Here is a 25,037-nt window from a genome sequence, read left to right on the forward strand (position 1 = left end):
CGTCGTGATGAACCCGGCGATCGCCGCCCGTATCCCGCTGGTCTGCCGTACTAAACCGCCCGGCAAGCCGTTGGCGGAGCGCATCGCCGATCTCACCTCACTGAGCATCGAACCCGCAGGCGCCGACCGCCATGACCTGGTGGCCCGCGCCTGCGGGGTCCTCAACATCTCCGCGCTCATCGCCTCCGACGCCGCCCTGCCCGAGATGGCTGCCGATCTGTGCTGGAGGCAGCACCAGGTATTCGCCGAGGCTGGGAATCTCGACCGGGAGATCGCCGTCATGTCGCTGATGCCGCTGATCAACCTCGGCCGGCTACTGATTCGCGAAGGCGACGGCAAAGGCGCTTACGAGCTGCTTGATCAGCTTTACCGTGCGGCCCAGCAGCGCGCCGCTACCGTGATCCATGGACATGACGTCGACCTGTCGCCCCTGACCCGCACCCACGACGACCACGGTGCGGTGTGCACGGAGCTGTGGGTCGCGCTGCTCATCGACGGGGCCCGCGCCCTGGCCCAACAGGGCCGCTGGAGTGAGGCTGCCGACGCTATGGCATCCCACCGTGGTATCGGTGACCGGCTGCTCGACGGCCGCCAGCTCAAGATCATGTCCCTGCTGGAGCAGGGACGCCCGGTCGACGCGATTGCGCTGATCGACTCGACGATGCCAGCCGAGCCATGGGAGACGGTCGTGGCGTCGCTCCTGCGCATCGCCGTCCGCCCCGGCACCACAGCCACCTCGCAGGACGAGGTCGAGCACATGCTCGACCAGACGTACAGCCTGGTCGCCGCCCACGAGCCGACCACAGCTGCGTTCCGGGCCCGCCTCGCCTTGACCGCTCTCGACGTGGCCGCCAGCCAAGGCCAGCCGAGCGGCGCCCAGCTGGCCGGTGCCGTCATCGACGTCGCATTGACCGATGCCTACGTGGCCCGCGATGTCCTCGCCCACCCGGTGATGGGCTCCCGCATGACCGGCCAGCAGCACGAGGACCTCGTCGCCGTGATCGCCGCCGCGGCGCTCGGTACCGGGAGCATCCCGGACGTCCATCTCAAAGCCCTGACCGAGGCGGTGGAGCACGCCGAGCAGCGCCTGCGGAACCTGCTCGCCACAACCGTGTACCCCCGCTCGACATCTTTGGAGAAGACGTGACGCGTCAGCCTTGGACCACCGCGCCGCTCGTAGCCCTCGACCTGGAAGGCACCGGCGGCCAGGATCGTGACCGCGAGCAGATCCTGGAAATCGCGATCGTCCCGCTGGACGGCGGCTTCCCTGACATGACCGCTGCCTGGGACACCACGGTCAACCCCGGCCGCATGGTCGCGCCCCGCCTGTGGATCGCCGGGGAACTCACTGGCAACATCCTGTTCACCGCGCCCGCCTTGGACGACATCCGTGCTGAGATCGTTGATCGTCTCGACTCGCGGATCATCGTCGGGCACAACATCGGCGTGGACTGGCGGCTGCTGCGCCGTCTCGTGCCCGAAGCCCAGCCCTCAACCTTGATCGATACCGCCCAGCTATACCGTCACGGTCACCCTGCGAGCCGACGCTGGAATCTGGTCCGGCTGCTGGAGAAGTACGCCCTCAACGCCCAAGTCCACCAGCTCGTCCCCGCCAGCCGCCCGCACCGCGCCCTCTGGGACGCGGTCGGGGCAGCCCTGTTGCTGCCCTCACTGATCGAGGACCTGCCCAGCACGACTTCCCCCACGATGGAGGAACTGACCCACCTCGCCCGGGTACCCCTCCAGGGAAAGGCATCCCGCATGGGTGAGGCCGAGCAGGTTGCGCTCGATGTCTGACGGCCGCCCTGCCCAGGAGGAGGTTCGCATGAACGTTGCGCTCCGCGACGAGCTGCTGCGGCGCATGGAACGCGATCAAGCCGTCCGTACGGCCACTCCCCTCGGGCAGCCGATGACCGAACAGGCCTGGCGGGAATGGGAGCAGGTCGACCACGACAACACTCGCTTCCTAAAGGAGGTCATCGCTGAACATGGCTGGCCGGGCCGCGACCTCGTCGGCGACGACGCCAGCAAGGCTGCATGGCTACTCGCGCAGCACGCCGACCACGACGTCGTCTTCCAACGCCGCTGCCTGGAACTGCTACAGGCCGCTGCCGCAGCCGGGCAGGCCGCGCTCCCGGATGTCGCGTATCTGACCGACCGGGTCTACGTCGCCGAGGGGCGCCCGCAGCTGTACGGCACGCAGTACCACGAACCTGACGGACGACTGCAGCCGCGTCCCATTGAGGACGCCGAGCGTCTGGACCAGCGCCGCGCTCAGATGGGGCTTGGTCCGCACGCCGAGTACGACCAGCACATGCACGAGCAGTACGACATGCCTCAAGAACAGCCCAGCGAACTGCCATGACCGCCTGCCGTACTCGCCAGCCGCCTGACCCCGTCGATGAGCGAAAGTAGCGTTGTCCGATAACCGCCGACGCCGTCTCCCTACAGCAGTCTCCGGATCACCCGCGGTCCGCCATGGTCACCAGACTCATCGAGCGAGGCACGACTCAAATTGCCACAGTTAGAAGCGGCCTTCGCGAGAGTTCGCTGCCACCTGTTCGCTCCCGAGGCACCCCTGGCCGACGCCCACTCAGCCCAGAACACCGTCACGACCAAGCACGACGCCTCAGGCGTGCCGACCAGCTCGATCAGCGCCTGCTGGCTCCGGGCCGAGATGCTGCAGGCCGTCCAGCTCTTCCGCGGGGCGAAGGTCGCCGAGATGAGTCTGCAAGGTCGGTCCCTACAGCCTGCTGATGACGCAAGCTGACCGCGGCGGTGCCGTTGCGCACGCCTCACCGCGATCCCGGCATGCTGACAGCCGCCTCGGCTGCCGCACCGCCGGACCGTCGTTGCTGGCCGACCCGCCCCACGCCTCAGGCCTGGCGCGTGCTGCTTGGGACCGTGCGCTCATGGAATAGAGGAACGGTTACTGCTTGAGGCGATCAAGCGGAATGTCCTCGGTGAATCAGTTGAAGACGTGGTGGCATGCGATATTGCGTAGCCGGTACTCGCGTTTGCGAGGTGGGAACAAATCGTCGCATTTCGTGCCGATCATAGATGAGCTGATACCCCAGCTGGACAGGTCCCATGAGGGTGGGCGTGGGTCGTCCGCTCCGCGTTTTGCCGGGCTGTGCGGCTTCGATGGGTGGCGGTCGGCTGCGGGACCGGCTGTTGCTGTTGAGTGCGGAAGCTCGTGGCGACGGTGCGGCTCAGGCAAGTGTGCACGGTTTCTGGCCGTGCTCCTCTCATTGGCGCTGCTCCTCCTCTCATCTCGGTCGGAAGTTTTGTGGGGGAGGGCGAGTGACACCGGTGCGGGGAGAGCGGATGAGACGCTGGCCTTGTGCTCTGGCGGAGCCGGCCTGGCGGCATCTTGGCCGGCGACGGCTGGCCGAGCGTCCACGGCTTGAGGTGCAGAGCCTCGCTGGTCGTTGGGGTGGGCTGTGCCGGCGCCGCTCAGCGCTATCGCGGCGGTTATGACGGCAGCAGCTCCGCCTCCTAGAAGCAGAGTCCGGATGCGAACGCCACGCATTCGCGGGCCGATGTCAGGCATGTCCTTGATCTCCGATGCTCTTGATCGTTACGGGGCGTAGCGTAGCTGCGACTCCGTGGACATCCGCTCGGCTTTGGCCGTACCTTGAGAACTCGTGACGCTGCCATCTCGTGTGCGTCGCTGCGTCTCTGTCGGCTCGGGTCGCTTCGCCAGTGATCGTCGAGGCTGCTCTTGTGTGTGTCCGCGAGCGGCCGTGTCTCGCCAGGACACCCCCTGGTCGACGGATTCGGGAGGTGTGGGGTGGATGGTTCGGCTTCGCGGAAGCCCCTCCTCGAAGGAGAAGCGATTCAGTCTCGTGAGGCTTACTCGGTAGATACCAGACTCGATGCAAGCACTTAATGTAGCCTTACAACTACTTTAAGTCACCGAGTGTTTGGAGCGTCGATGCGCCTGCCTCTGCTGGCCGCCAATGTCGGTCTTTGTGCTGGTCTCGTCCTCGCAACCATCCCGGCCTACGGTGCTGCCCGGCCGAACGCGGTCTTCCTCTCCATCACGGCCCATGGAGGCACCACGATGAGGGCCGTTTACGTGCAATGTCCGAATCCGACGCAGGGGCACCCGTACGGCGAGGCTGCATGTGCCTCCATCGATGCCGTCGACGGAGACTTCGACCGTCTCCCCAGCCGTCCGCCCCGTCGGTGCCCCGGGGGGCAAGGCTCGGTCACGGCGACGATGAATGGCATGTGGCAAGATCGGTCAATCAGCTGGCAGAAGACCTTTCCCAATGTCTGTGAGCTTTACGCTAAGACGGGTGCAATCTTCCTCTTCTGAAAGGGCTTGCACGCCTGGACCGACCTGTTGAACGGTTGAGTCGGGGATCGCGCGTGCGCTCACCCCCGCAACGGTCGATAGTGCCAGATGCTACGGCGGTTTCCCAGTTCCCGCCGGCTGGCCAGAACGGGGAGAGGTTAGCCCCTACAGGACGTCCAGGCCGTGGTGGCCAGGTTATGGAACCCGAGATGGGCAACAACCTGCGTACGTCGCTCTCTTGATGGCGAGGGTGGGGGGTTCTAGCGCCTGGCAGCGCATGCCCAACGGCGATGACGCGGTACAGCCCTCGTGTACTAAGGGCATTTGACGACTCCGGCTGCTCGGTCGCTGAGGCGTCCTGCCCGGTGGCGCAGGCGGCGCCTTCAACTTAAGGAGGTGTTCCCTTCCATCGTTGTGCGTAGCGCATATGCGCGCCCCATGCTATCTCCTCTTCTATTATGCGCTTGCCGAGGTGCTTCAGATAAGTGACCTCGAAAGCGTATGGCGTGCCCTGAAGGTCGGTGCGGATTAGCAGTGCGATCACCTTGCCTGCGGCGTGCTCATCGGCTCGCAGGTCATGCTGTAGGGCTGAGCGTCGGGGTGCTGGAATGAGAGCCGACGAGCACGGGGTTCGGCACGGTTTCAAGTCTTTGTAATGCGCATTCCGTTTCCTTGTCGTCATGCGAAGGGTGTGGTGGTACATCCTTGACGTAGACAAACCCCTCTGGAGGAATCTGGTGATTCGGGAATGCCTTACAAATGACCGAAAGAGCGAAGCTTCCGAGCTTTTGGGTCGAATTATTATCGCCGGTGCATTGACGTTTGAATTGCTGAGTGAACCAAGCATGGCCTTGGCCTATGCAGATCCCGCTTGTCCGACCGAATATGTCTCCGAGCAGGCACGCCAGATGTTCGACGTCGAGAAGCTGTGCGTGTTGGTCCGCGGGGATCTGGCGGAGGGTCGGCCAGTCGATCTCGGAAGGCGGATGGCCGAGACCCAGCGGCTACCAGGATTGACGGCACCAGCACCTGCACCGGGACCACAGGCGCAATCCATACCGAAGAGCTCGCCCTCCAGAAAGAAGCGTCCCCGGCCAACGTCTGTGCCCGTACCTGCGCCTGTGCCGAGCAGGCAACAAGGAGCAGACGAGCCGGGCAGAGACGAGCCGCGCAAGCGGCGGGAGATGGTCCCACGGCCAGGTCGTCCGTCGACGCCTGTTCCGAGCCGAAACGACACCATCAGGCGCGTTCATCGCAGGCACGATCAGGACAACAGCACGCCTTCGCACCGGCGTCACGCGCGAATGAAGCCAGCTACTCCGCCGCTGCCCTCCCCATCGCCCTCGGTGTCACGATCGCCTCTCTTGCCTGCAGCGGGCGGCGGTGCAGAAGATGTATCGGCCAACCGTGCCGGCACCACATCTGAGGTGAGGCGACCGCTTGGAACCGCGCTGGCGTTCGGGCTGATGGTCATGCTGCTGGGAGCCGCGCTGATCGTCCGTCGACGCCCTCGACCGGGTACCGCGCTTCCGGCCTCCCAGGCTGGGCCTACTGCGCACCCCCTTGAGAGCGGGCAAGGCCACGACATGGTGGCTGCTGCCGATGTGACGGCGCCGGAGATCGACGCGGCCGTGACGGGGTTCGTCGCAGGCGACTGTCACATCAGGCAAACAGAAGAGAAGGCTGAAGAAGAGGCCGATGTCGATGCGCCTCGGTCGGGCAAGACCAAGAAAGACGCAGGTGAGACGGGCATGGCAGCGACCGAGGCGCCGGCAGCTTCTTCCTCCGCCGCGCTGATGGCATCGCAGTTCGTTGCGGCCCCTGGAAAGGCGAAGGCCGCAGTGCTGGGGGCGCTGCGGCTGTCGTACGGTGACTCGGAGCTCTCCTTCGGCCGGGCAGAGGCCTCTGATTTGTTCGCGTTGCTGTCGGCCATGCGGGAAGGCATGTCGACGCAGGGCATCATCGACACGCTGTGGCCTGGCGACGATGATCGTGGCGGGCGCCTGCTGGAGTCGGCGGTTCGGCAGCTCAACCAGGTGATGCGGCAGGCGTCCGGCCTGGGGGTCGGCGTGAAGTTCGTGGTGAAGGTAAGACAGCAGAGGCAACTGGCGGCCGCCTACTTCGATGTGGACTTGTGGCGGTTCGAGTCCGCCTTCGTCCGAACGGGCACAGTGGAGGGGAGGTCCGCCCGACTGGCTGCCCTGCAGGAGATGCTGGCCCTGTATCGGGGGCCGCTGCTCGCTGGGCGTGATGATCTTTGGGTGCTTCCACTGCGGCAGGCGGCACAGCGGCAGGCGGTGAACGCTGCCGAGCGCTTCGCCGAACTGGCGCGGATGGAGGACCCGGATCGAGCGGTGGACGTACTACGGCTGGCAGTGGAGCGTGTCGATCCGTACAGCGAGGTGCTGTGGTGCCTGCTGATGTCGATTCAGGGGGAGATGGGTCGCCTGCCCGCGGTCCGGCGGACGTTCGAGCTGTTGAAGGAGCGGATGGCGGAGATCGACGCGGCGCCGAGTGCACAGGCTCGGCAGATGTACGAACGGCTCATCCGGTAGGCGTGCCTGGTGAGCCGTCGGTGCGCCCGAGGTGGCGGATGGTGTGCTGGTCGCGCTGTGAGTAGGTGGCAAGAGCGTCATTCGTGATCAGGTGTGCAGGGCGGGTGTCGTAGATGCGGGCCAGCAGGCGCAAGGTGAAGACCGAGGGGCGCCGGCCCGCTTGTGGCCAGTTCTCGTAGTCGTATAGGCGGGACTCGCGCAGCCCTGCGCCGTTGGTGCCGGAGAGCCGGTGGAAGCACTCGACCACCTGGGCGGCGGTGAGCCCGGCGGCGTATCGGTAGAGGCGCAGCGGGGTGGCGGGGTGGTCCAGGCCGATGATGACCGCGATCTGGTCGGTGGTGAAGCCGTGCCGGCGTAGGTAGCGGCTGCGGCGTCGGCAATCGAGAAGTGTCTGATATCCCATGCCGGACATGGCCTGGTGTCCCTTCGCGTGTGAGCGTGGTTGTGCGGTGAGCCCGTTGGGTTTCGGATTGGGGGACGGTAGGCGGGCTTGGTAGAGAGGCTCCAGTCTGGGCGTGGGGTGATCGCCGAGCCATTCGCCGGGTGGCGGTGGTGCGGGCGTTGGGGTTGCCGCTGGTCGGGGTGCGCTGCGGGTGGGGTGTGGGTTGGGGGTGTGATTCGGGCGGCGAGGTGGGTGATCGTGCTGGCCGCTCCTGGATCGGCCGGGGGCCTGACCGGAGGGGACAGCCCAGCATGGACAAACTCACGCAGTACGCGATCTCGGGCGAGGCGGTCGACGCCCTTACCCTGCGAGGCTGTCAGCAGCCGTCGTCGGTGGCGGAGTTCCCGGATCTGGCGCCGGGCCTGGTGATGTCGACGTTCCGCTCCGCGCGGGTGTGGGGCGGGATGGCCTGGCGGCGAGCCTTCGCCGGGAGGGCGGATCAGTCGGCTGCCGCCCGCCGGATGGTTGGGCAGCTCCTGGCCGACACCGGGCGGGCTGACGATGCTCGTTGGGTGACGGCCGAGCTGGTCAGCAACGCGCTGCGGCACTCCTTCTCGGGTCGAGAGCGGGGGTTCTTCCTGGTCGAGGTGCTGCGCGGGGCGGAGTCGGTGCGAATCGTGGTTTATGACCTGGGTGGCGGCTCGGTCCCGGACTTCTCTCAGACGCCTGGCTCGGTACCGGAGTTGGCCGAGGACGGCCGGGGGCTGGCCGCGGTGGCCGAGTTGGCGGACCGCACGGGGGTGGCGGGTAATGCGGCGACCGGGCACGCGGTGTGGGCGGAGCTCTCCCTGATGGAGGGGGTTACCGGACCATCCTCGGATGACGTGACGGGTGACCGGGTGGAGGAGCCGAGTGGTGTTCTGGGACCGCCACCCCCCGCTAGACCCGGTTCTAGCCGGCAGGAGGAGGGGGTCCGGCTGGACCCTTCCGTGGCACTGCGGGAAAGGAGTTGAGATGGAAGGCGGACCAGGTGTCCGCGTACGGGCAGGAGCCGTGGGCGCGGCAGACATTCGCCGCGCTACGCCGGGAATGGCCTGACTGGGCCTTCCTGGTGGTGGGCTACCGGTGGCTGGCGCTGCGCGGCAAGCACGTGGTGATCAGCTCCACCGGGCCGCAGGAACTGCGGCATGCCTTGCCGCCGATCCCGTCCGCGCCGATCCCGGCCCAGCCGGTTCTGGAGCCTGGATCGCAGCTCTCAAGTCTGGTCGAGTACGGGGTGTCTGGGGCTTGTCCGGGGACGCTTGCGACATGGACCGAGTTGCTCACCGAGGCGCCCGGTGTGAGCTGGGCGAGAGCGAGCGTGCCGCCGCCATTGGCCTCGACGTCCGCACCCCGCGCGGAGGCGGATGCGGCCAGTGGGATCGCTGGGATCTCTGCGGGGCTGAGCGGTCCGTTGATGGCCGATGTGCCGCCGTTGGCAGTGATGGCGGCGGAGCGGTCGGCGACGGGCACGTGGGCGGTTGCCAGCGCTGATGGTGCGCGGGTGGCGTGGTGGAAGGAGGGATGGTGGCCGTGGGGACGGCGGCGTGAGCGGGCACGGCCAGGCTCGCGAGCACGGGAAGCGGCTCCTCCGGACTGCCGGGCCAAGCCGGGCGAAGATGGTCAGCGTCGTCATCGCCGCGGCCGGTCCAGGCCATCGCAGTTGGCTGGTGGCATCGCGGCATAAGGTTGCGGCCGTGTCCGGGCGGGTGTCGGGGGGCTTGACACCTGGGGTGCAGGTGGGCGTTGATACCGGTCCGCCGCCCGTCCTGTGCGCAAGGGCTGGGGTGGGTTCGCCTCGCGTAAGGGGTGAGGCGAACCCGCCGTTGAGTGTAAGGGCAAGCCCGGCAGCATGGCTGCCGCGTCACTTTGGCAGGGTGTTGCGGGTCCCGCTGGTGGGGTGCTGATCGGTGTCGCATTCGGTGTCGCGTTCTGTTGTCGCGTCCGGTGTTGCTGCTGAGATCGCGACACCCTCTGGCGTGCCATCTGCTCAGGTCGCGCGGGTTCCGTCTGTTGCGCTGGCCGCCCCGAATCGCCTATAGGCGACTCCTTTGAAGATGTGTGCGCGCGTACTCGTGCATGCCTACACGATCAATTTCCTTTCTCTCATCCCGCCTCTGCGTCTCTGACCTACCCTGCTTCCAGTGGCAGTTGCCGGCCAGCGGCCAGCCGCTGGCCGGCCATCACGGTGACCTCGTCCTATGCGCCGTGCAGTGCCTTCGGCGCCGTCGTCCCTGCGTCGGAAGATGGCGGGCTGATCGTGGCGGTCGTACCACGTGATCGCCCATCCGGGGCCTTGGGCGGCTAGGGCACGGGCGTGCGCGGGTTCGACGGTGCGGCGGGCGGCGGTACCGGTTCCGAGGTCGGTGTGCGTCGTCTGTGGTGTGCCCCTTCCTGTGGCCCGGCGTTATTCCGAGGCGATGTTCCGGCGGTTTCCTCCTAATTCCATGGACGCTCGATTCCGTATTGATGTCAACCAGAATTCACATTCAACTGGCAGATTATTCGTGTGGAGATTCGGGCAATCTGGCATCGTTCACCGTCGTCTTCTTGTTAGGTGAAGAGTCGGGCTGGCCCGGGATGTCAAGTCGATCCAACGACCTTCTCGTGGGATGTTTTCGCAGATCAGCGCTTATTTTGTTAGGTCAGCCTCTCCAGCCGTCGGGGTGACAATATTTGTTGCCGGATCGACTTGCCGTCCGCGTTATTGGCGAGGGATGGTCCTGGTGGAAACGAAAAACACCGGCCCGCATGGGGCTGGGGAATGCGACCGGAAAGGGCATCACGCAATGGCTATCAACACGCCGGGAATGGCTGCTACCGAAACCATCCCTGCTGATGCGGAAATCGCCGTTACCGAAAGGGCCGCCGCCGCGCCCCTCACGGCCCCTGACAGCCCCGACACCGCCGCGCTGGGCGCTGACCCCGCGACGGACGCTGACGGGCGTGTGGTGGCGGTGTGGGCGGCGCTGAACGCCGAGCGGGGCGGGTCGGCCACGGCGATCGGTGCGGCGGCGGGGCTGAGCCGGATGGCGGCCGGAAAGATCCTCAACGACTTCGAGGCGAACGGCCGGGCGCGACGCGAGCCGGGCGTGAGTGAGTCCGGGCGCGGGCGTGCGGCTGACCGGTGGTTCCCGATCACCCCTGAACACGCCACCGCCACCGCGACCAACGCCGACGCTGAGGAGCCGGTCGGCACCGCCGACGCACCCGCCCCGGCCCCTGAGACGCCGGATGCCGCGCCCGAGGCGGTCCCCTCCCTGGACATGGACACACCGGACGTTGGAGCGGTGTCTGCGCCGGACACGGCTCCGGTCGCCGTTGATTCGGCTGGCCCTGCCCCGGCTGAGGAGCCGACCGGCGAGGACGACCTGATCGCCGATGAGGCGGCTGGTCAGGAGTCGGACGGGACGGATGCTGGTCCCGCCTCAGCCTCCGACGCCGACACCGACGCGTGCGAAGCGTTTACGGACGATCCGGCGTGGGCGCGCGCCCGCGCCGCACTGATCGAGCTGGCGGACATGTTCAACGGCGCGGTCGCGGCGAAGGACGAGGGAAACGTAGTGCTGGCGTTGGGGTGCCTCGAAATGGCGATGACCAAGGCCACCGCCGCTCACCGGGCCGCGCGGGCGGCGCTGACCGGCACCGCCGCCCCCGCCCGTCCGGTGTCAACGGCTCGTCCGGGTGCCGATCGCGGCGCGGGCGCGGGCGACGCGGTTCGTCCGGGTGCATTGCGGGACCTGGTGTTCGCGCACCTGGTCGAGTTCCCGGACAAGGACTTCACCCCGTACGAGATCGGGAAGGTCATCAACCGTTCGTCCGGCGCGGTGGCCAATGCCCTGGACCGGCTGGTCAGCCTCGGCGAGGCAGTGCTGACGTGTGAGCGGCCCCGCCGGTTCGGCCTCGCCTCCACCGTCAAGCCCACCGCTGACGCCCACGACACGGACACCGAAGCGGACGACGCCGCCGCCTGAGCCGGAGGTTGGGCGGGCCGCCCTTACCGGCCCGCCCGCCCCGGCACGACAGCGGGGGCGGGACACCCCTACCGCCCCACCCGCACCCAGCCAGCGTCGGACGGGGTAGACCCTCGCCCGCAGATCACCGGCACACCGGCCCGCACGGGCCGGGGCTGCACCACCAACGCCCACCTAGCGCGGCATCGCGTCTGTTCCGCATGCCCGCACACCGGAACCACACCCCAGAAAGGCACTGTCATGGCTCACGAAATCGAGATCTTCGCCAACGGTTCGGCCGGATTCGCCGCCGCAGGCAAGCCCGGGTGGCACGGGCTCGGCTACACCGCGCCCGGTCCGATGACGGCCGAGGAGCTGTTGTCCAACGCTCAGCTCGCCGGGTGGAACGTGCGCAAGGTGTCGGTCGGTCAGGTCACCGACCCGGTCACCGGCCAGCCGGTTGTCACGGACGAGGACTTTCTGGTCGTCCGCACCAACCCGGTCACGGGCCTGCCCGAACGCCTCGGCCGGGTGGGGCGGGACTACCAGGTCCTACAAAACGAGGAGGTCACCGACTTCCTCCAGACCCTGGTAGACGAGTCGGGGGCGATCTTCGACACCGGAGGGTCGCTGAACGGCGGGCGGCGCGTGTTCGTCACCATGCGGCTGCCCGAGCCGCTCATGGTCGGCGGGTTCGACCAGATCGATCTGTACCTGGCGGCGTTCTCCCGGCATGACGGGTGGGGTTCCTTCGTGACCGTCGCGACCCCGGTCCGGGTGGTGTGCGCGAACACCGAACGGGCCGCGCTGGCTAATCACGCCTCCAAGTTCACCGTCCGGCACACCGGCAACGTAGCCGGGCGCATCGCCGAGGCGCGCGAGGCGCTCAAGCTCACGTGGAAGCACGGGGAAGCGTTCGCGGCCGAGGCCGAGAAGCTGCTCGCGGTCCCGATGGATGCCAAGGAGTTCCGTCAGTTCGCCACCCGCCTCCACCCGCTTCCGGCGGATGCGAAGGAGCTGGCCAAGCGGAACCACGACCTGACCATCCGGGAGCTGGAGTACCTGTTCAGCGAGGCACCCACCCAGGAGCCGATTCGTAACACGCGCTGGGCGGCCTACAACGCGGTGACCGAGCGGCTGGACCACAAGAGCCCCGTGTTCGGCAGCCGCGATGTCGCGACGGTACGCGCAGAGCGCGCCCTGCTCGATGACCACGACAACGCCAAGATCAAGGCCCGCGCCTTCCGGATGCTCGCCACTGTCTGACCGGCCAGCCCGGCGCGGCCCCTTCACGGGGCCGTGCCGGGACCCTGGCCGGACGCCGTAACCCTGCGCGCAGCCACGCCGCCCACGCCGAACCCACGCCCACACGCGGCATGCGCGCTGGAACGACCCCCACCGCCTATGCCTCGGTCGACAATGCCCCGCGCCCGGCCAGGTGGCCCGCCCGAACGACCCCGTTACCTGATCGCAAAGGAGTTCATCATGGGACGACTCGAAGACCTGGTCCTGCACAACGCCTGCCTCGCTCGGCATGAGCTCGGCGAGGCCCTCAACCGCATCGCCTCCCTCGACGATGAAGGGACGTTGCGCGACAAGGACCTGGGCCGCATCGCCTACGCGTACCAGCGGATGTCGTGGTGGCAGCAGGCCGCCGACCTCATCCACGGCCGTGAGGAGACCGTCGACGGCGGGACCGCGCTGCTGATCGTCCGGCAACGGGCACAGGACCTGCTGATCAACGCCCGCGCGCTGACCAACGGCGGGCTGTTCGCCCTGGCGATGGCCGAGTCCCGCCGAGGCGGCGCGCGTGCCTTCCTGGACGCCACCCAGAATCTCGCCGAGGCACTCGCCCTGCCGCCCAGGCGAGACCCCTGCCCGGACGACGACGCCACAGCTCACACGACATCGCCCGCCACCGCGAAACCGGGGGATGCGGCGACCCAGTACCGGCCGTGACTGTGCGGCTGGTACCCCGCCCACGTTGGGCCCGCGCACCGCGCTCGATGCATTAGGGGCGGGCCGCTGGACGGAGGGCCACCTCATGACCCTCACCCCTCACCTACTCATGTCACCCGACGAGAGGAAGCACGATGAATGACCTGCATCAGCCAGGCCCTCTGCCCCCAGAAGACGGGGCGGACGCCGCCGCCCCGGCCTCGGGCATCACCAACGTCCCCGGGCAGACGCAACGCTCGTTGGATGAGCTGACCTCCCAGCAGATCACCGCCGCCCGTCACGCGCATTACGCGGCGGCGGCCGAGGCGGTCGCCGCCCTGCAGAACGGACGCTGGCTATCAGGCGAGCAGTTGTTCGCCGCCGAGTACACGCGCTCCTCGCGCGCTTGGTGGGATCTGGTGGACGTACAGATCACGGTCCACAGGCTGGCCTGTGATCACGCGGTGCGGCGGGTGCGCTCGTGGGCCCGCCACTACCTCACCAACGAGGCCCCGGCCGGGCGACCGGGGACGCTGTTCGAGCATGCCGTCGCCCACGCCTCGCGCATGGCTGCCCGCGACTTCCTCAACGTCAGCGGCCAGCTCCTGGCACAGCACCTCGCCGCAGAGCCCGATGCCGGAGCAGACATCCCGGCTCCGTGCGCACCCGTCAACCACGGCCACCCCGACCGCGCAGCCGCGCCCACGCTGGTGCCGTCAACGACGGCAGACGCGACGTGAACGACCAACCGCCCACGTCAGCGCCGCCCGGCACTGACACTCCCACCGAAAGAAGGGACAGCCCCATGCAGAACCCGCAACACCCCGACCCCCCAAAACCCAGCACCGACACGGGCAGCGCCTCCAGCGCCGCTCCCGATGAGGCGCTGGCGGTGGAAGCCGTGATCGAGCAGGCCCACAACCTACGGCAAAGCGGCGTCGCGGACATCGCGCGGCGACTGAGCAGGGGGGAGCGGCTGACCGCCGGGCAGCTCTACAACCTCTTGCATATCCAGACACTCGCGACATGGTGGATGCTCATCGACCGGCACCTCCGGCACGCCCGAGATGGGCGGGGCCTGACCACGGAGCAGACGGTGGCCCGGTTCGCATCCTGGATCCGCTCCTACCTGGACGACGACCCCGGCGATCTCGACACCGCTACGAGCGTCCTGACGCCCGGGCGGGGCCCCACGCAGGAACTCGCCCTGGCCCACTTCGACCGAGGCTTGGCGCTCATCCGGCAGAACGCCGCCAGGAGCTTCCTCAACCAAGTCAAGACACTCGTGCCGGCCTGCACCGAGCAGATGCCGGCCAGCTCAACCGAACAGGAGATGACCGCATGACCAACCACCGCACCCCCGACGCCCACGCCCTCGACGGCCCCTCGTCCGCGACTTCTGACAAGCCTGCGCCAGGCCGGGACGGCCGCCAGCGCGGGGAGTTCTTCCAGATGCTGTCCTGGCGATGGGACGTCACCGCCGCCAAGAAGTTCATCCAGGGCCGGGAAGCGGAGGGCCGGATCGACCCCAGGGAGTGGTCGGGCATGCTCCACCTGGTCGCCATCGACCCCGAGCACGCCGCCCGGGTGGACATGTCCGAGCCGCTGATCGTGATCACCGTCCCGGACAGCGGGATGCTGATCATCGACGGCTGGCACCGCCTCTACAAGGCGCTGGACACCGGCGTTCCCGAACTGGCGGCGGTGATCCTCACGACTGAGGAAGAGCTGGCCTGCCGGATCTTCGGCGGAGAATCCAGCGACGAGGACGACGACTACGAAGAGGAGGAGTCCGGCGGCAGCTGATCCGGTGATGTAGGAGGTGTGCCCCGCCCAGCACAAGTGAAGTGTGCTGGCCGGGGCACACCTCTTTTACTACCGGATCAGTACTCATGTCATGTGTCCGCAGCCACAATTCGGGGATGCTTCCTGGCCTTGAGTAGCGCAGTCCGCTCTCTCACGGCTTCTGGTGTTGGATTTCGAAGCAGGTAGGAGTTCGGCTCAAGCCCGAGTGCACTCCCACATGGCGCAGGTGCTTCCTGCGCCGGAGTGGGCGTGACCCTTTTGATAAGGGGGCCGCCGTCAGCGGCGCTGGGGTTTCGACGGTGGAGGGCGTGGCCGATGAGGTGGAGCACCGACTCGATGGGAAGCAGGTAGTCGAAGAGACTGGTCTCATCGTCGTCCGACAAGGTGGGGTCATGGGGACGGCTTCGGTTGTGCAGGTCGACCACTCTGGAGCTTTCGAGGCAGTTGTAGAGCTCGCCTTCGAGCCATCCGGCTTCGCTGCTGTTGAGGGTTTCGTCGTCGTTGGACTCGTAGCGGATGAGCAGGGCCCGGTACCAGTGGTCGCGGTCTTTGACCTGCTGGAGGATCCGGTGACGCAGGCCCGGGTTGGTGGCCTTGCCGACGTAGGCTCCCCACCGCCCCTTCGCGTCGGGGCGGTCGAGCAGGATGTAGGCGCCGGGGACGTTCCAGCCTCGGTCGAGGCGGCTGGCGTGGTCTCGGTCGAGCAGAAGCATGCCGGCAACCTTGTGCTTGGCTCGGATCTTGATCGGGTTGTCGAAATCCTCGGGCAGGCTGACGACGAGCTGGGACGGGGCGAGCCGCATCGCGCGCACGAGGGCGTCTCCTTCACCTGGTGCCACACCGAGATCTTCCCGAACAGTATCGGTCAAGTTGCTCTCGGTAACCTCGGGTCCTGGTGAGAAAACGAGCAGCTCACCGCCGGGATAGGCGGTATGGGCGGCGCTAGAGGCGGCGTCCTGGTTCACCCTGTTGGTCGGAGCGCTGAGGGCCATTTGCGCGCTGTGCGGGCCGTACAACGCGTGTAAGGGCGTTCCGTACAGCCCCCCGGGCCGGGGCCGTGTGGCGTGGTGTCCAAGGCCGGTGCGCTGGGTGGCTCATGGTCAGCGCGGGTCGGGTTGGCCGGTGGGTGTGTGGGCGGCGGGGCGTGTGAACCCGATCAGGTCCCCGCGCTGGTAAGTGTCGATTTTGACGATGGTTCGCTTGTTGGGCGCGTGGATCATCTGGCCGCCTCCGATGACCAGGCCGACGTGTCCAGGCCCGTCTGGTTCCATGCGGAAGAAGGCGAGGTCACCGGGCTGCTCCTGCCCGTTCGGAACGGGTGGACCGTACCGCCATTGGTCTGCGGCGACGCGTGGGATGGAGATCCCGGCGGCCTGGAAGGCGCGCATGGTCAGCCCGGAGCAGTCGAAGCTGTGGGGGCCTTCGGCTCCCCAAAGGTAGGGTTTGCCGAGCTGGGCGTGGGCGTAGGCGATGACGGCGGCGACCTGCTCGCCGGGGATGAGGGGGACGCAGGTCCCGGCCAGCACGTCGACGACGCGTTGGGCAAGGGGCTCCCATGGCGCGTAGGCGCTGGGGAAGCTGGAGCGCTGGACGGCCTGGGCGGCGCGGGTGAGCGGGAGCTGTTCCCAGCGCTTCACCTTGATCAGGTGGCCGTAGAAGGTGCTGGTGGCGTAGCGCGGATCAAGGATCTGCTCGCGGGTTCCCCAGCCCTGGGAGGGGCGTTGCTGGAACAGACCCAGCGAGTCGAGGTGCCCGTAGGTCAGGTTGCGGAGCTTGGATTCTTGCAAGGCGGTCGCGGTGGCGACGACCGCTGCTCGTGCGGGCAGGCCGCGTTCCATCGCGATCTGCACGATGAGCGCGGCGTTGGCCTGCTGCTCGCCGTCCAAGATCAATGTGGAGGCGACGACGGTAGTTGCCGGTGCAGCCGCCATCGGCTCATCCTCCTGACTGCTCGCCATCGCTGGCGAGATCGCGCAGGCCATGCCGCCGGGTGTTGCGGAGCCGGTGAGGATGCTGGTGGCGGCTGCGAGGAAGGCCAAGACGATGAGCAGCAGGAGAGCGGCGCCGGCCGCCGCGGCCTTCACCTGCTCGTCTCCTCCTGGCCGAAGATGCGGTCGAGGGAGGCGTTGTCGTCATCGTCGGTGGCAGGTTGATCGGGTGCTTGGCCGAGAGCAAGGTGGGGCCACCCGTTGACAAGGTCGGCCAGCCGCATCCTGCTCTGGCCGGGGTGGGCGGTGATGGGTAGCCAGCAGGGCCCGGCCGGGCCGTCATCCAGGTCGGTGTGTACGGCGGTGGCAAGCGGCAGGTCAGTGGTGGTGATCAGCTTGCGGAGGTTGGATTCGCGGGTGCGGCTGGGCAGCCAGAACAACACCGGGGTGGTGATGCGGGTGGCGTCGGCGAGGTCGCTGTAGGAGGCGAGCTTGCCGGTGACCTTGGCCAGGGTCATGCTGCCGGTGTCGTGCTCTAGGAAGAAGTCGATCTGGCGGCCGTTCTCGGCCCAGCACCCGTAGGCGTCGGGCCGGGCCAGGTCGCCCCAGATCTGGGCGCACTGCCTCTCGGACAGCCAGGCCCGCAGGTGGGTGTCGGGGCGGTGGCGGGCCAGGTGGGCGAGGTTGACGAAGAAGTCGTTGACGCCGACCTGGTGACCCCGCACCGATGACACCGCGACGCTCATGGATCGGTCCGGGTGATAGCCCAGTTCTTTGATCGTGGTCTGGTCGCGCAGCGCGAGGAGTTCGGCTCCGGCCCGGCCGAGAATCCAGTGGTGTGGATAGGAGCCGGTGGGTGTCCATGGCCGGTAGGGGGTAATCATGCCGAGGCTACGCAGGATGCCCAGACGGCGGCGGGTGGGCTGGGGCTTGGTGAAGAACAGTTTTTCCAGTTGGTGGGTGGTCAGCACTCGGTGGTGGAGAAGGTGTTGAAGGATCTCGTAGTCGCGTGGGGTGAGGCGGGCGGCGGCGTAGGCGATGGCGGCGGCGTCGAAGCGGGGCAGGCCGAGCGGGCGGCGGGTGACGGGCATGACGGTTCTCCAAGGTTGAGATGGATGCTGGTGGAGCTGCGGTGGACGGGGCGACCGGCTGGCCGAGGAAGACTCAGTTGAGCGGCTCGTCTCGCGTAGTCGTCTGGCCGTGGATGCTGGGGCGCAGGTCCAGCTCAACGCGGATCTGTCGGGCCCTGCGGACGGGAGGTCGGGGGGTTCGGCCAGGCTGAGCGAACCGCACGCGGGATGCCTGCCTGATGGCCTCTTGCCGTCCTTCGATCGGTGCGGGCAGGGGCCGGGTACGCAGGGTGAACGCGGAGGTTTGCTGGCCGTCGACGATGAGGCGTGCGGCGGCTTGATAAGCGCCGAGGTGGGTGAGGTCGTGCGGGCTGATCAACGGGGCGGTGTGGTGCTTGAGGTCGTTCGCGTCCTTGGGTGAGGCGTTGAAGTACACCTTGTTCCGCGCGTCAGCCGACAGCGCTTCACGCAGGTCCGCTGGTAGCTGGTCGAGATGCTGATGGGCGAGCACCAGAGAGAGCCGGTAGCCGCGTGCTTCGGCGAGCACGTCGTTGATGTGGCCGGGCAGGTTCAAGAAGTTGTGACACTCATCGATCACCAGTGAGGCGTCGGGCCGGTCGACCTCGGCGAGGGTGGAGCGGCGGGTGGTGGCTTGCCAGGTGTGTGCCAGCAGGATGGAGCCGAACATGCGGGCGGCGTCATCGCCCAAGGTGCCTTTCGGTAGTCGCGCGAGGACCAGGCCGCCTTGGTCGAGGAGCTTGCCGATGGGGACGGTGGTGTCGGGGCTGGCCAGTGCCTGCCGCACGAACGGCCGGAGCAGGACGGCGCGGAGTTTGTTCATCACCGGGCCGATCACGGTGGCTTGCCCGGCTGGGGTGAGGGCTTCGTAGGAGTCCCAGAATCCGCCCAGTAGCTCGTCATCCAGCTTGGCGACGATGCGCGCGCGGAACGCCTGGTCGGTTAGCAGCCGTGGTACCTCGCCCAGGGTCGCCTTGCGGCCCAGGACGGAGGTGAGGGTGAGGCAGGTGGAGCGGAGCAGGTCGTCCACGCGTGGTCCCCAGGCTGTGGAGAAGCATCTGTGGAAGATGGTGACGACGGAGTCGACGGCGAAGGCGGGGTCGTGTCCGGCGAGGATGTTGATCGACGGTGGCGGGGCGTCATCTTGCGGGTCGAACACGACGGTTTTGCCGATGGATCGTTGGGGGAGCCGGTTGAGGATGTCGGTGATCAGGTCGCCTTTCGGGTCGATGACCAGGGCGCCTCGTCCGGCGTGGGCGTCGGCGAGGACGAGGTTGGCGAGCAGGGTGGATTTGCCGACGCCGGTGCCGCCGAGCACGTGGGTGTGGTGCCGCCCATCGGCAACTGGTAGCGCGACGGGGCGTTGTGGGCCGCTATCGGCGTCGCCCAGGATGCGTGCCGTACCACCGGACGCGTTGCGGGGGACGGCGGGTGATGGGGCGATGGGGCGGGCTCCGGCGCGGGTGATGCTGGGGGCGTCGCTGTCCCACGGTAGGTGGGCGAGCGCGGCCAGCTCGGCGACCGACAGCAGGTAGCCGTGGTCAAGGCGGCGCGAGCTGATCGCGCGGCCGGGTCGCCAGAGGCGTGCTCGGCGCAGGTACTGGTGGCTGCCGGTGAACAGGGCGAAGACGCCGGCCAGGGCGTGTGCTCGACCTCGCAGCCACCCGCAGAGCAGAGCAGAGGTGTTCTCGGCGTTCTGAACAACGGCTGTCGAGGGGGCTGCGGAGATAGGCGTGCGGCTGGTGGCGACGGCATACCGGATGGCCACTTCGTAGCGGGGCTGGCCTGCCTTGGCGAGGATCGCGCGGACCTGTTCGGCGCGTTCGGGATAGTCGCGGGCCAACTCGCCCGGCGGGTGCTCGCGCGTGTCTGCGGGCATGGGGAGGATGGCGTCGAAGAAGCGGCCGACGTGGTTTCGGCTGCCTCCTCCGCGTAGGTGGGCGGCGGCCCGGTAGGCGTGGCGGAGCCGTCGGCCGGTGGTGGGGCGGGCGAGGATCTGCACGACCGCGTGCTCGCCCTCGCGCAGGCCGCCCATCGCTTCGAGCAGGGATCGGACGGGGTCGTGGTCGTGGTCGGTGGTGAGTGGGAAGTGCTCGGGCCCAGCCAGGACGAGCCTGCCGCTCGCCATCTGCGCGCCTTCGGGTAGGGGCGAGGTGGCGGGGCTGGTGGTGGTGGTCGCGCCGGGCCAGGCTGCCTGGACGGCCTTCTCCACGATGCCGGGCGGTACGGTGCCGGGCACCCACAGCTGGATACGCACCCCGGCGTCGCTGCCGTGGTACTCCCACACCAGGTGCGGTTGCCCGTCGAAGACCCGCGCCCAGGCGGGCCGGAGCAAGCCGACCAACTGCCGCCACAGCACCAGCGCTCCCTCGGGGTCACTACGCGGCGGCGAAGAGATCTCAATCAGCCGAGCCTGCGGGGCCATGTCGGCGTGATGAGCCCAGCCGAGCAGGTAGCGCACCGCGGAGTCCGTCGCCCACACGAGGGCCAGGACGGCGAGCAGACCGGGCCCGTGGGCAAGGGCGAACTCGGGCAGCCGCGCGGGAAGCTCGGCCAGGAAGTCGAGCGCGGTCTGGACGTCGTGGTCGTCGATCCCGCACAGCAGGCACGGGCTCTCAGGATCAGTGATGGTGAAGTTCACAGCGGGTCGCCCTCCTCGTCGTCCAGGTGCTCGTGGCCGTTCGTGGTCTTGGTGACGCTGGTGGGCTGAGGTGATGGTGTGGGCTGGATGGATGAGGACTCCTCGAGTCCGGCCAGGAACTGCGGGTCAGTGGTGACCAGCCCTGTCTCGGTGGGCGAGGCGATGACGTGGAAGGCGGCTCGGCTGGCGGGGCCGGCGATGAGGAGCGCCTCGCCTCGCTCGGCGGTGAGCAGGAACTGGCGTTCGCCGTCGGTCAGGTCGAAGGCGTCCCCCACCGCGCCGATGGCTTGCGGCGCCTGGCGGAGCAGCACCTGGTTGGCGGCGTTGGCGACGATCGCCTGTCCCAGCTCGCTGCCGAGGAGGTCGGCTGCGTCCTGGGTGATGACGGCGAGCCCGGCCCAGTGCTTACGGGCGGCCTTCGCCATCCGGAACAAGAACCGCGCGCCCTCGGGCTCCTTCATCAGCAGCCAGGCTTCGTCCACGACGACCAGTCGCTTCTTGCGGTCGCGGGGGTTGGCCACCCGCCGCCAGATCGCATCCAGGGCGAGCAGGGTGCCGACCGCTTTCATCTCCTCGGGCAGGTCCCGCAGTGAGAACACGGTCAGATGCCCGGACGGATGGGTGGTGGTGGGGCCGTCGAACAGCTCGCGGTAGGAGCCTGTGACGTACGGAGCGAGCTGCGCTGCAAGCTCCGCCCCGGTAGAACTGGCTGACTTACCGCTTTCGGTAAGAGCGGATACCAGATCGGTGAGCAGGGGTGCGGGCCGGGTCCAGGTCGCGGGGTCGCGGGTGATCCCGGCGGCTTGATAGGTGCTGATGATCGCCGAGTCCAGCGCCGCGCGGGCCTGCGCGCTGAGCTGGCCTCCGAGCATGGTGGCGATCAGGGTCTGCAGGAACATCGCCCGGCGCGAGAGTACGTCGTCGCGGGGGCCGTGGCTGGCGGGCAGGTCGAAGGGGTTCCAACGGACCCCGGCGGCGCCGAGGTGCAGACAGGTGCCGCCGACGGCTCGCGCGAGGCGGGCGTATTCGTCTTCGGGGTCGACGACGGCGACCTCGACCCCTTGGTAGAGCAGGCGGAGGGTTTCGAGTTTGGTGAAAAAGCTCTTGCCCGCGCCGGAGCGGGCCAGGACGACGGAGTTGTGGTTGTCCTGGGCGTAGCGGTCCCACAGCACGACGCCGGAACCGGTGGCGCTCAGCCCGTACAGCACGCTCGTCTCACCCGCCTCGGTGGCGAGGTCGGGTGAGGTGAACGGGAAGGCCGCCGCCAGCGCCATCGTGTCGAACGTCCGGGTCGTGCCCAGCGAATCGACCCCGAGTGGCAGGGTCGTCGTCCACCCCTGCAAGGCGCGGAACGTGGCTGGTTGCGCGTCGAGCAGGAGCGAGGAGGCGAGCGCCCGCACGCGTTCGACCTCGGTGGCCAGCTCCGGCTCGGTTGGGGCGTGGATGGTGAGGTACAGGCCGACTTTGAACAGGCGGCCGTGGCCTCGGGCGAGGCTGTCGGCCAGGTCGGTGGCATCGTCGGCGGCGGCCTCTGTCGCGAAGTCTTGGAGGCGGCCGTGTTGGGCGTCGGCGCGGCTGGCCGATTCCAGGCGGGCGAGCTGGCGGCGCAGCCGCATCGCGGCGACCTGCTGCGGGATGGGTTCGATGTGCAGGGACACGTCGAGGTGGTCGGGGTAGGTGAGCAGGGGTTCGAGCCAGCCTGCGCCGATCTCGCGCGGGTAGCCGGTCACGGCGAATGACGCGGCTACGGCGCTGGGCAGGGTGAGGGTGCGAACACCTACGCCAACAGCGGCGGGATGGGTCAGTGGGCTCGGCTGCTGCTCTCTGGTACGGCGGCGCAGTCTCATGGCGTGCTCCTGGTCGAGGTGATGAGTTCGTCTGGCAGTGCCTGGTCGGCGGGATGACGGGCCCCGGGGTCGAGGCACTCGGTGAGCGCTTGGGCGGCCTCATCGGCGGTCAGGACGCGGGTGGTCACGCCGAGCGAGGCCAGCGCGCGTTCGGCTTCTGCCGCCCGGCGCAAGACGACCGCGGCCGAGGCGTCCCGCCGTACCGAGCGGCGACCTCGGCCACTGGCAGGATGGTCGCGCAGGACGACGAGGACCTGCCGGGCCAGCAGCTCACGCGTTGAGTTCAGCTCGGCCAGGTAGGCGGCGTGGTCGCGTGCTGCCTGGGCCAGCGCCGGATGCGGCAGGGCATCGGCTTGGGCCTCGACGGCTTGGACGAGGTCGGTCAGGTCCGCCGGCCTGGCCCGCGCAAGGAGCTGGACGGGTGCTTCGAGGGAGTTCAGCCACCTGCCGAACCCGCCGAGCAGCGCGGCCTGCTCGCCTGTGGTACGCAGGTGAAACGACAGGGTGCCGGTCTCGACCAGGACGGCGACGCCGCCGTCGGCGAGTTCGAGCGCGCCGTCGGTCCGGATCGCCTTGACCGGCAGCCTCAAAGGGACGGGCAGCTTACCGCGCAGGCGGCACCACCTCGGCGGTCTGCTGACTCCGTCCGGCGCGGCAACGAGCCTCTTGTTCGCACGGAAATGGAGCAGGGCAGCCAGGGCGAATCGGTCCAGGCTCAGCCCGTCCCGTCGTCCGAGGGCGATGGCGAGGCCGAGGGCGATGAGCGGCAGCAGGATCGCGGCCAGGATGACGACGGGCAGGAGCTGGTGGAACAGGTAGTAGACCGCGGCGGCGATGCCGCCGGTCAGGGCGACGATGAGGAGCTGGCGGACGGTGAGCCCGTAGGCGATCTTGTCGGGTTGGTTGATGTCGGCCGGAATGCGGGCCAGCAGCGGCGGCGGCTCCGCCTCGTGCTTCATCCGTTCCCTCCTCGTCGTGGAGTGCGCGGCGTGCGGCGGGGTGGCGGGTCGAGCCGGAGGCGGAGCTGACCGGGGCGGGGCGGCCGGGTGGGCATGCCGGGAAGCCGGTCCTGCACCCACGGCGGGCGGGGCCGAATCCACGGCCCCGACGCCGCCCCCGCCCCCGCCGACGCCGATGCCGAAGGCGTGCGCGACGGCGCAACACCCGGTGGTACGGGTGGGCGCGGAACGCGGGTGACCGGGAACGGCAGCGCGAGCTGAGTGCCTTGCCGGGCCCGCCTCGCCGAGGCGGCAGCCGCTTCGGGTGTGGGCGCGGGCGAGGCGGGTGCTGGCAGGTTGAGCGGGAGTTCAAGTTGTTGCCAGGACGGCGAACGGTTGGGCATGGCGGCTCCCGTCTTCGGGCCGGTTGGAGGCTTGGGCGCGGTTGGACTGCCGGGCTTCAGGCTTCGGCCAGGGCCGCTCTTGCCGTTGCCTGGTCGGCCGTGCCGGTGGGCTGCTGCCGTATGGTCTTTGCGGGCAGTGGCGGCTCGGCCGGTCTTGCCGAGGGACCGGGCGGCGCCGAGGGTCTTGTAGACGATCACGGCTTTAACGAGGCGTCTGAGCATGGTGGGCTGGCCCTGCTGCCAGATTGTCTTGGCGACCCAGCCGGGGATCTTGATCAGGACGAACAGGACGCCGATCAAGATGAGGACGTCCAGCGCCCGGTTGGCGGTAGGCCGGACCATCGCCTCGACCGCGTCACCGGTGCTGGGGGTGGCGGGGGCGAGCGGATAGGCGGCGGCCGAATCGGTGAGCACCAGCTTGAACGCCAGGATCAGCCCGATGGCTTGCAGGATCTGGATCGCGAGCAGGCCGAAGAAGCTGCGCCACCACAGGCGCGCGATCCCTTCGGTCTGCGGCAGCGCGTGACACAACAAGGCGAGCGGCGCGGTGATGATCAGGAACAGCAGCAGGGTGACGCGGATGACTCCGATGAAGGTCAGGAGCAGCCCCATCAGGACGGCGGTGCCGATCAGCAGGACGAGGAACAGCACGGTGCCGGTCGGGTCCTTGATCAGAGCGTCGACCTTGGCGGCGATTAGATTCCCGGCCCGCTGGCCGTCGACGCCGTCGCCGAGCAGCGCAGTCACCATGGCGTTGGTGAGCTCGATCGCGTACTGGCAGATCGTGAGCGAGGCGTTCAACGTGATCACTGCGACGATCAGGCGTGGGATGATCTCGCCGGGCGTGGTGGAGTTGCCGGGGCTGGTGCCGTGGGCCATCACGATCACGCCACCGGCCACCACCATGAGCACCAGCAGCGCGTTGGCGACGAGCCGGACGTGCCCGGACAGCTCCCGGACCCGCTCCAGCATCAGAGGCGGCGGGGCGGCCAGCAGGGTGCTGCCGACCGTGACGAAAGCGGGGTTGATCGCGTCGGTGACGAGGCTGGTGAACCAGCCGTTCATCGCCTGGTTGAGTTTGCAGCCGACATCCATCCACCCGCACTCCGGCACCCCGCCGGGCGGGACAGTGGGCGGCGTGGTGGCGGGCGGAATCCAAGTCACCTGGGGCGACGGAGCGGGACTCGGGCTCGTGGTGGCCGAAGGCGTCGGGGT

20 protein-coding genes are annotated in these 25,037 nt (G+C 68.4%); 12 read left to right on the plus strand and 8 right to left on the minus strand.

Features of this window, described 5'->3' with window-relative positions; translation table 11 throughout:
* Positions 1 to 7: 7 nt before the first annotated feature.
* The 5 genes from ACFYUV_RS06570 (at position 8) to ACFYUV_RS06590 (ending at position 6,858) form a co-directional block, all read left to right on the plus strand.
* Positions 8 to 1,147, plus strand: a complete 1,140-nt coding sequence (locus ACFYUV_RS06570; protein WP_387665706.1) for a hypothetical protein — start codon at positions 8 to 10, stop codon at positions 1,145 to 1,147.
* Positions 1,144 to 1,797 (plus strand): 3'-5' exonuclease, encoded by a 654-nt coding sequence (locus ACFYUV_RS06575; RefSeq protein ID WP_387665708.1) that lies wholly within the window; start codon positions 1,144 to 1,146, stop codon positions 1,795 to 1,797. The genes ACFYUV_RS06570 and ACFYUV_RS06575 overlap by 4 nt, the downstream gene beginning before the upstream one ends.
* 28 nt (positions 1,798 to 1,825) lie before the next feature.
* Positions 1,826 to 2,365 (plus strand): DUF6624 domain-containing protein, encoded by a 540-nt coding sequence (locus ACFYUV_RS06580; RefSeq protein WP_387665710.1) that lies wholly within the window; start codon positions 1,826 to 1,828, stop codon positions 2,363 to 2,365.
* Between the two features lie 1,572 nt (positions 2,366 to 3,937).
* Positions 3,938 to 4,324 (plus strand): SSI family serine proteinase inhibitor, encoded by a 387-nt coding sequence (locus ACFYUV_RS06585; RefSeq protein WP_387665712.1) that lies wholly within the window; start codon positions 3,938 to 3,940, stop codon positions 4,322 to 4,324.
* A 1,565-nt stretch (positions 4,325 to 5,889) separates the two neighbouring features.
* Positions 5,890 to 6,858, plus strand: a complete 969-nt coding sequence (locus tag ACFYUV_RS06590; RefSeq protein WP_387665715.1) for a BTAD domain-containing putative transcriptional regulator — start codon at positions 5,890 to 5,892, stop codon at positions 6,856 to 6,858.
* Here the strand turns inward: ACFYUV_RS06590 and ACFYUV_RS06595 are convergent.
* Positions 6,848 to 7,261, minus strand: a complete 414-nt coding sequence (locus ACFYUV_RS06595; RefSeq protein ID WP_387665717.1) for a helix-turn-helix domain-containing protein — start codon at positions 7,259 to 7,261, stop codon at positions 6,848 to 6,850. The two genes, ACFYUV_RS06590 and ACFYUV_RS06595, sit on opposite strands and share 11 nt — an antisense overlap.
* Before the next feature lie 290 nt (positions 7,262 to 7,551).
* Here ACFYUV_RS06595 and ACFYUV_RS06600 point away from each other — a divergent pair, with 290 nt between their 5' ends.
* The 7 genes from ACFYUV_RS06600 (at position 7,552) to ACFYUV_RS06630 (ending at position 14,976) form a co-directional block, all read left to right on the plus strand.
* Positions 7,552 to 8,253, plus strand: coding sequence for an ATP-binding protein (locus ACFYUV_RS06600; protein ID WP_387665720.1), 702 nt, complete (start codon positions 7,552 to 7,554; stop codon positions 8,251 to 8,253).
* A 1,815-nt stretch (positions 8,254 to 10,068) separates the two neighbouring features.
* Entirely contained in the window at positions 10,069 to 11,253 is a 1,185-nt protein-coding gene (locus ACFYUV_RS06605; RefSeq protein ID WP_387665722.1) for a hypothetical protein, read from the plus strand.
* Between the two features lie 240 nt (positions 11,254 to 11,493).
* A complete protein-coding gene (locus ACFYUV_RS06610) occupies positions 11,494 to 12,498 on the plus strand; it encodes a DUF932 domain-containing protein (RefSeq protein ID WP_387665724.1) in 1,005 nt (334 codons plus the stop codon).
* Positions 12,499 to 12,717: 219 nt separating this feature from the next.
* On the plus strand, positions 12,718 to 13,191 hold the full coding sequence (locus ACFYUV_RS06615; protein ID WP_387665727.1) for a hypothetical protein: 474 nt from the start codon (positions 12,718 to 12,720) through the stop codon (positions 13,189 to 13,191).
* Positions 13,192 to 13,325: 134 nt separating this feature from the next.
* Positions 13,326 to 13,910, plus strand: a complete 585-nt coding sequence (locus ACFYUV_RS06620; protein WP_387665729.1) for a hypothetical protein — start codon at positions 13,326 to 13,328, stop codon at positions 13,908 to 13,910.
* Between the two features lie 65 nt (positions 13,911 to 13,975).
* A complete protein-coding gene (locus ACFYUV_RS06625; protein ID WP_387665731.1) occupies positions 13,976 to 14,515 on the plus strand; it encodes a hypothetical protein in 540 nt (179 codons plus the stop codon).
* A complete protein-coding gene (locus ACFYUV_RS06630) occupies positions 14,512 to 14,976 on the plus strand; it encodes a hypothetical protein (protein ID WP_387665733.1) in 465 nt (154 codons plus the stop codon). The genes ACFYUV_RS06625 and ACFYUV_RS06630 overlap by 4 nt, the downstream gene beginning before the upstream one ends.
* Before the next feature lie 89 nt (positions 14,977 to 15,065).
* Here the strand turns inward: ACFYUV_RS06630 and ACFYUV_RS06635 are convergent, their stop codons facing one another.
* From ACFYUV_RS06635 to ACFYUV_RS06665, 7 genes are all read right to left on the minus strand, one after another.
* Positions 15,066 to 15,788, minus strand: coding sequence for a hypothetical protein (locus ACFYUV_RS06635; RefSeq protein ID WP_387665736.1), 723 nt, complete (start codon positions 15,786 to 15,788; stop codon positions 15,066 to 15,068).
* 288 nt (positions 15,789 to 16,076) lie between these two features.
* Positions 16,077 to 17,060 (minus strand): C40 family peptidase, encoded by a 984-nt coding sequence (locus ACFYUV_RS06640; RefSeq protein WP_387665738.1) that lies wholly within the window; start codon positions 17,058 to 17,060, stop codon positions 16,077 to 16,079.
* Positions 17,057 to 17,995: a replication-relaxation family protein gene (locus ACFYUV_RS06645; protein WP_387665741.1), complete on the minus strand. Its 939-nt coding sequence runs from the start codon at positions 17,993 to 17,995 to the stop codon at positions 17,057 to 17,059. The genes ACFYUV_RS06640 and ACFYUV_RS06645 overlap by 4 nt, the downstream gene beginning before the upstream one ends.
* Positions 17,996 to 18,068: 73 nt before the next feature.
* Positions 18,069 to 20,633, minus strand: coding sequence for a type IV secretory system conjugative DNA transfer family protein (locus tag ACFYUV_RS06650; RefSeq protein ID WP_387665744.1), 2,565 nt, complete (start codon positions 20,631 to 20,633; stop codon positions 18,069 to 18,071).
* Positions 20,630 to 22,480 carry a VirB4 family type IV secretion system protein gene (locus ACFYUV_RS06655; protein WP_387665746.1) on the minus strand — a complete coding sequence of 617 codons (1,851 nt, stop codon included), beginning with the start codon at positions 22,478 to 22,480 and terminating at the stop codon, positions 20,630 to 20,632. The genes ACFYUV_RS06650 and ACFYUV_RS06655 overlap by 4 nt, the downstream gene beginning before the upstream one ends.
* Complete coding sequence (locus ACFYUV_RS06660) at positions 22,477 to 23,439, minus strand: PrgI family protein (protein ID WP_387665748.1); 963 nt, start codon at positions 23,437 to 23,439, stop codon at positions 22,477 to 22,479. The genes ACFYUV_RS06655 and ACFYUV_RS06660 overlap by 4 nt, the downstream gene beginning before the upstream one ends.
* Positions 23,436 to 24,917 carry a hypothetical protein gene (locus tag ACFYUV_RS06665; RefSeq protein WP_387665751.1) on the minus strand — a complete coding sequence of 494 codons (1,482 nt, stop codon included), beginning with the start codon at positions 24,915 to 24,917 and terminating at the stop codon, positions 23,436 to 23,438. Before ACFYUV_RS06665 ends, ACFYUV_RS06660 begins: the two co-directional genes overlap by 4 nt.
* Between the last annotated feature and the right edge of the window lie 120 nt (positions 24,918 to 25,037).

This window comes from Nonomuraea sp. NPDC003560 (genome assembly GCF_042878785.1).
Taxonomy (GTDB): domain Bacteria; phylum Actinomycetota; class Actinomycetes; order Streptosporangiales; family Streptosporangiaceae; genus Nonomuraea.

What these genes read in the sequence shown, in the direction of transcription:
- ACFYUV_RS06610 (WP_387665724.1), top strand. Translation starts at nt 11,494, where the DNA reads ATGGCTCACGAAATCGAGATCTTCGCCAACGGTTCGGCCGGATTCGCC.
- ACFYUV_RS06615 (WP_387665727.1), top strand. Translation starts at nt 12,718, where the DNA reads ATGGGACGACTCGAAGACCTGGTCCTGCACAACGCCTGCCTCGCTCGG.
- ACFYUV_RS06595 (WP_387665717.1), bottom strand. Translation starts at nt 7,261, where the DNA reads ATGGGATATCAGACACTTCTCGATTGCCGACGCCGCAGCCGCTACCTA.
- ACFYUV_RS06625 (WP_387665731.1), top strand. Translation starts at nt 13,976, where the DNA reads ATGCAGAACCCGCAACACCCCGACCCCCCAAAACCCAGCACCGACACG.
- ACFYUV_RS06580 (WP_387665710.1), top strand. Translation starts at nt 1,826, where the DNA reads ATGAACGTTGCGCTCCGCGACGAGCTGCTGCGGCGCATGGAACGCGAT.
- ACFYUV_RS06660 (WP_387665748.1), bottom strand. Translation starts at nt 23,439, where the DNA reads ATGAAGCACGAGGCGGAGCCGCCGCCGCTGCTGGCCCGCATTCCGGCC.
- ACFYUV_RS06600 (WP_387665720.1), top strand. Translation starts at nt 7,552, where the DNA reads ATGGACAAACTCACGCAGTACGCGATCTCGGGCGAGGCGGTCGACGCC.
- ACFYUV_RS06590 (WP_387665715.1), top strand. Translation starts at nt 5,890, where the DNA reads ATGGTGGCTGCTGCCGATGTGACGGCGCCGGAGATCGACGCGGCCGTG.
- ACFYUV_RS06585 (WP_387665712.1), top strand. Translation starts at nt 3,938, where the DNA reads ATGCGCCTGCCTCTGCTGGCCGCCAATGTCGGTCTTTGTGCTGGTCTC.
- ACFYUV_RS06645 (WP_387665741.1), bottom strand. Translation starts at nt 17,995, where the DNA reads ATGCCCGTCACCCGCCGCCCGCTCGGCCTGCCCCGCTTCGACGCCGCC.
- ACFYUV_RS06630 (WP_387665733.1), top strand. Translation starts at nt 14,512, where the DNA reads ATGACCAACCACCGCACCCCCGACGCCCACGCCCTCGACGGCCCCTCG.
- ACFYUV_RS06620 (WP_387665729.1), top strand. Translation starts at nt 13,326, where the DNA reads ATGAATGACCTGCATCAGCCAGGCCCTCTGCCCCCAGAAGACGGGGCG.
- ACFYUV_RS06655 (WP_387665746.1), bottom strand. Translation starts at nt 22,480, where the DNA reads ATGAGACTGCGCCGCCGTACCAGAGAGCAGCAGCCGAGCCCACTGACC.
- ACFYUV_RS06605 (WP_387665722.1), top strand. Translation starts at nt 10,069, where the DNA reads ATGGCTATCAACACGCCGGGAATGGCTGCTACCGAAACCATCCCTGCT.
- ACFYUV_RS06570 (WP_387665706.1), top strand. Translation starts at nt 8, where the DNA reads ATGAACCCGGCGATCGCCGCCCGTATCCCGCTGGTCTGCCGTACTAAA.
- ACFYUV_RS06665 (WP_387665751.1), bottom strand. Translation starts at nt 24,917, where the DNA reads ATGGATGTCGGCTGCAAACTCAACCAGGCGATGAACGGCTGGTTCACC.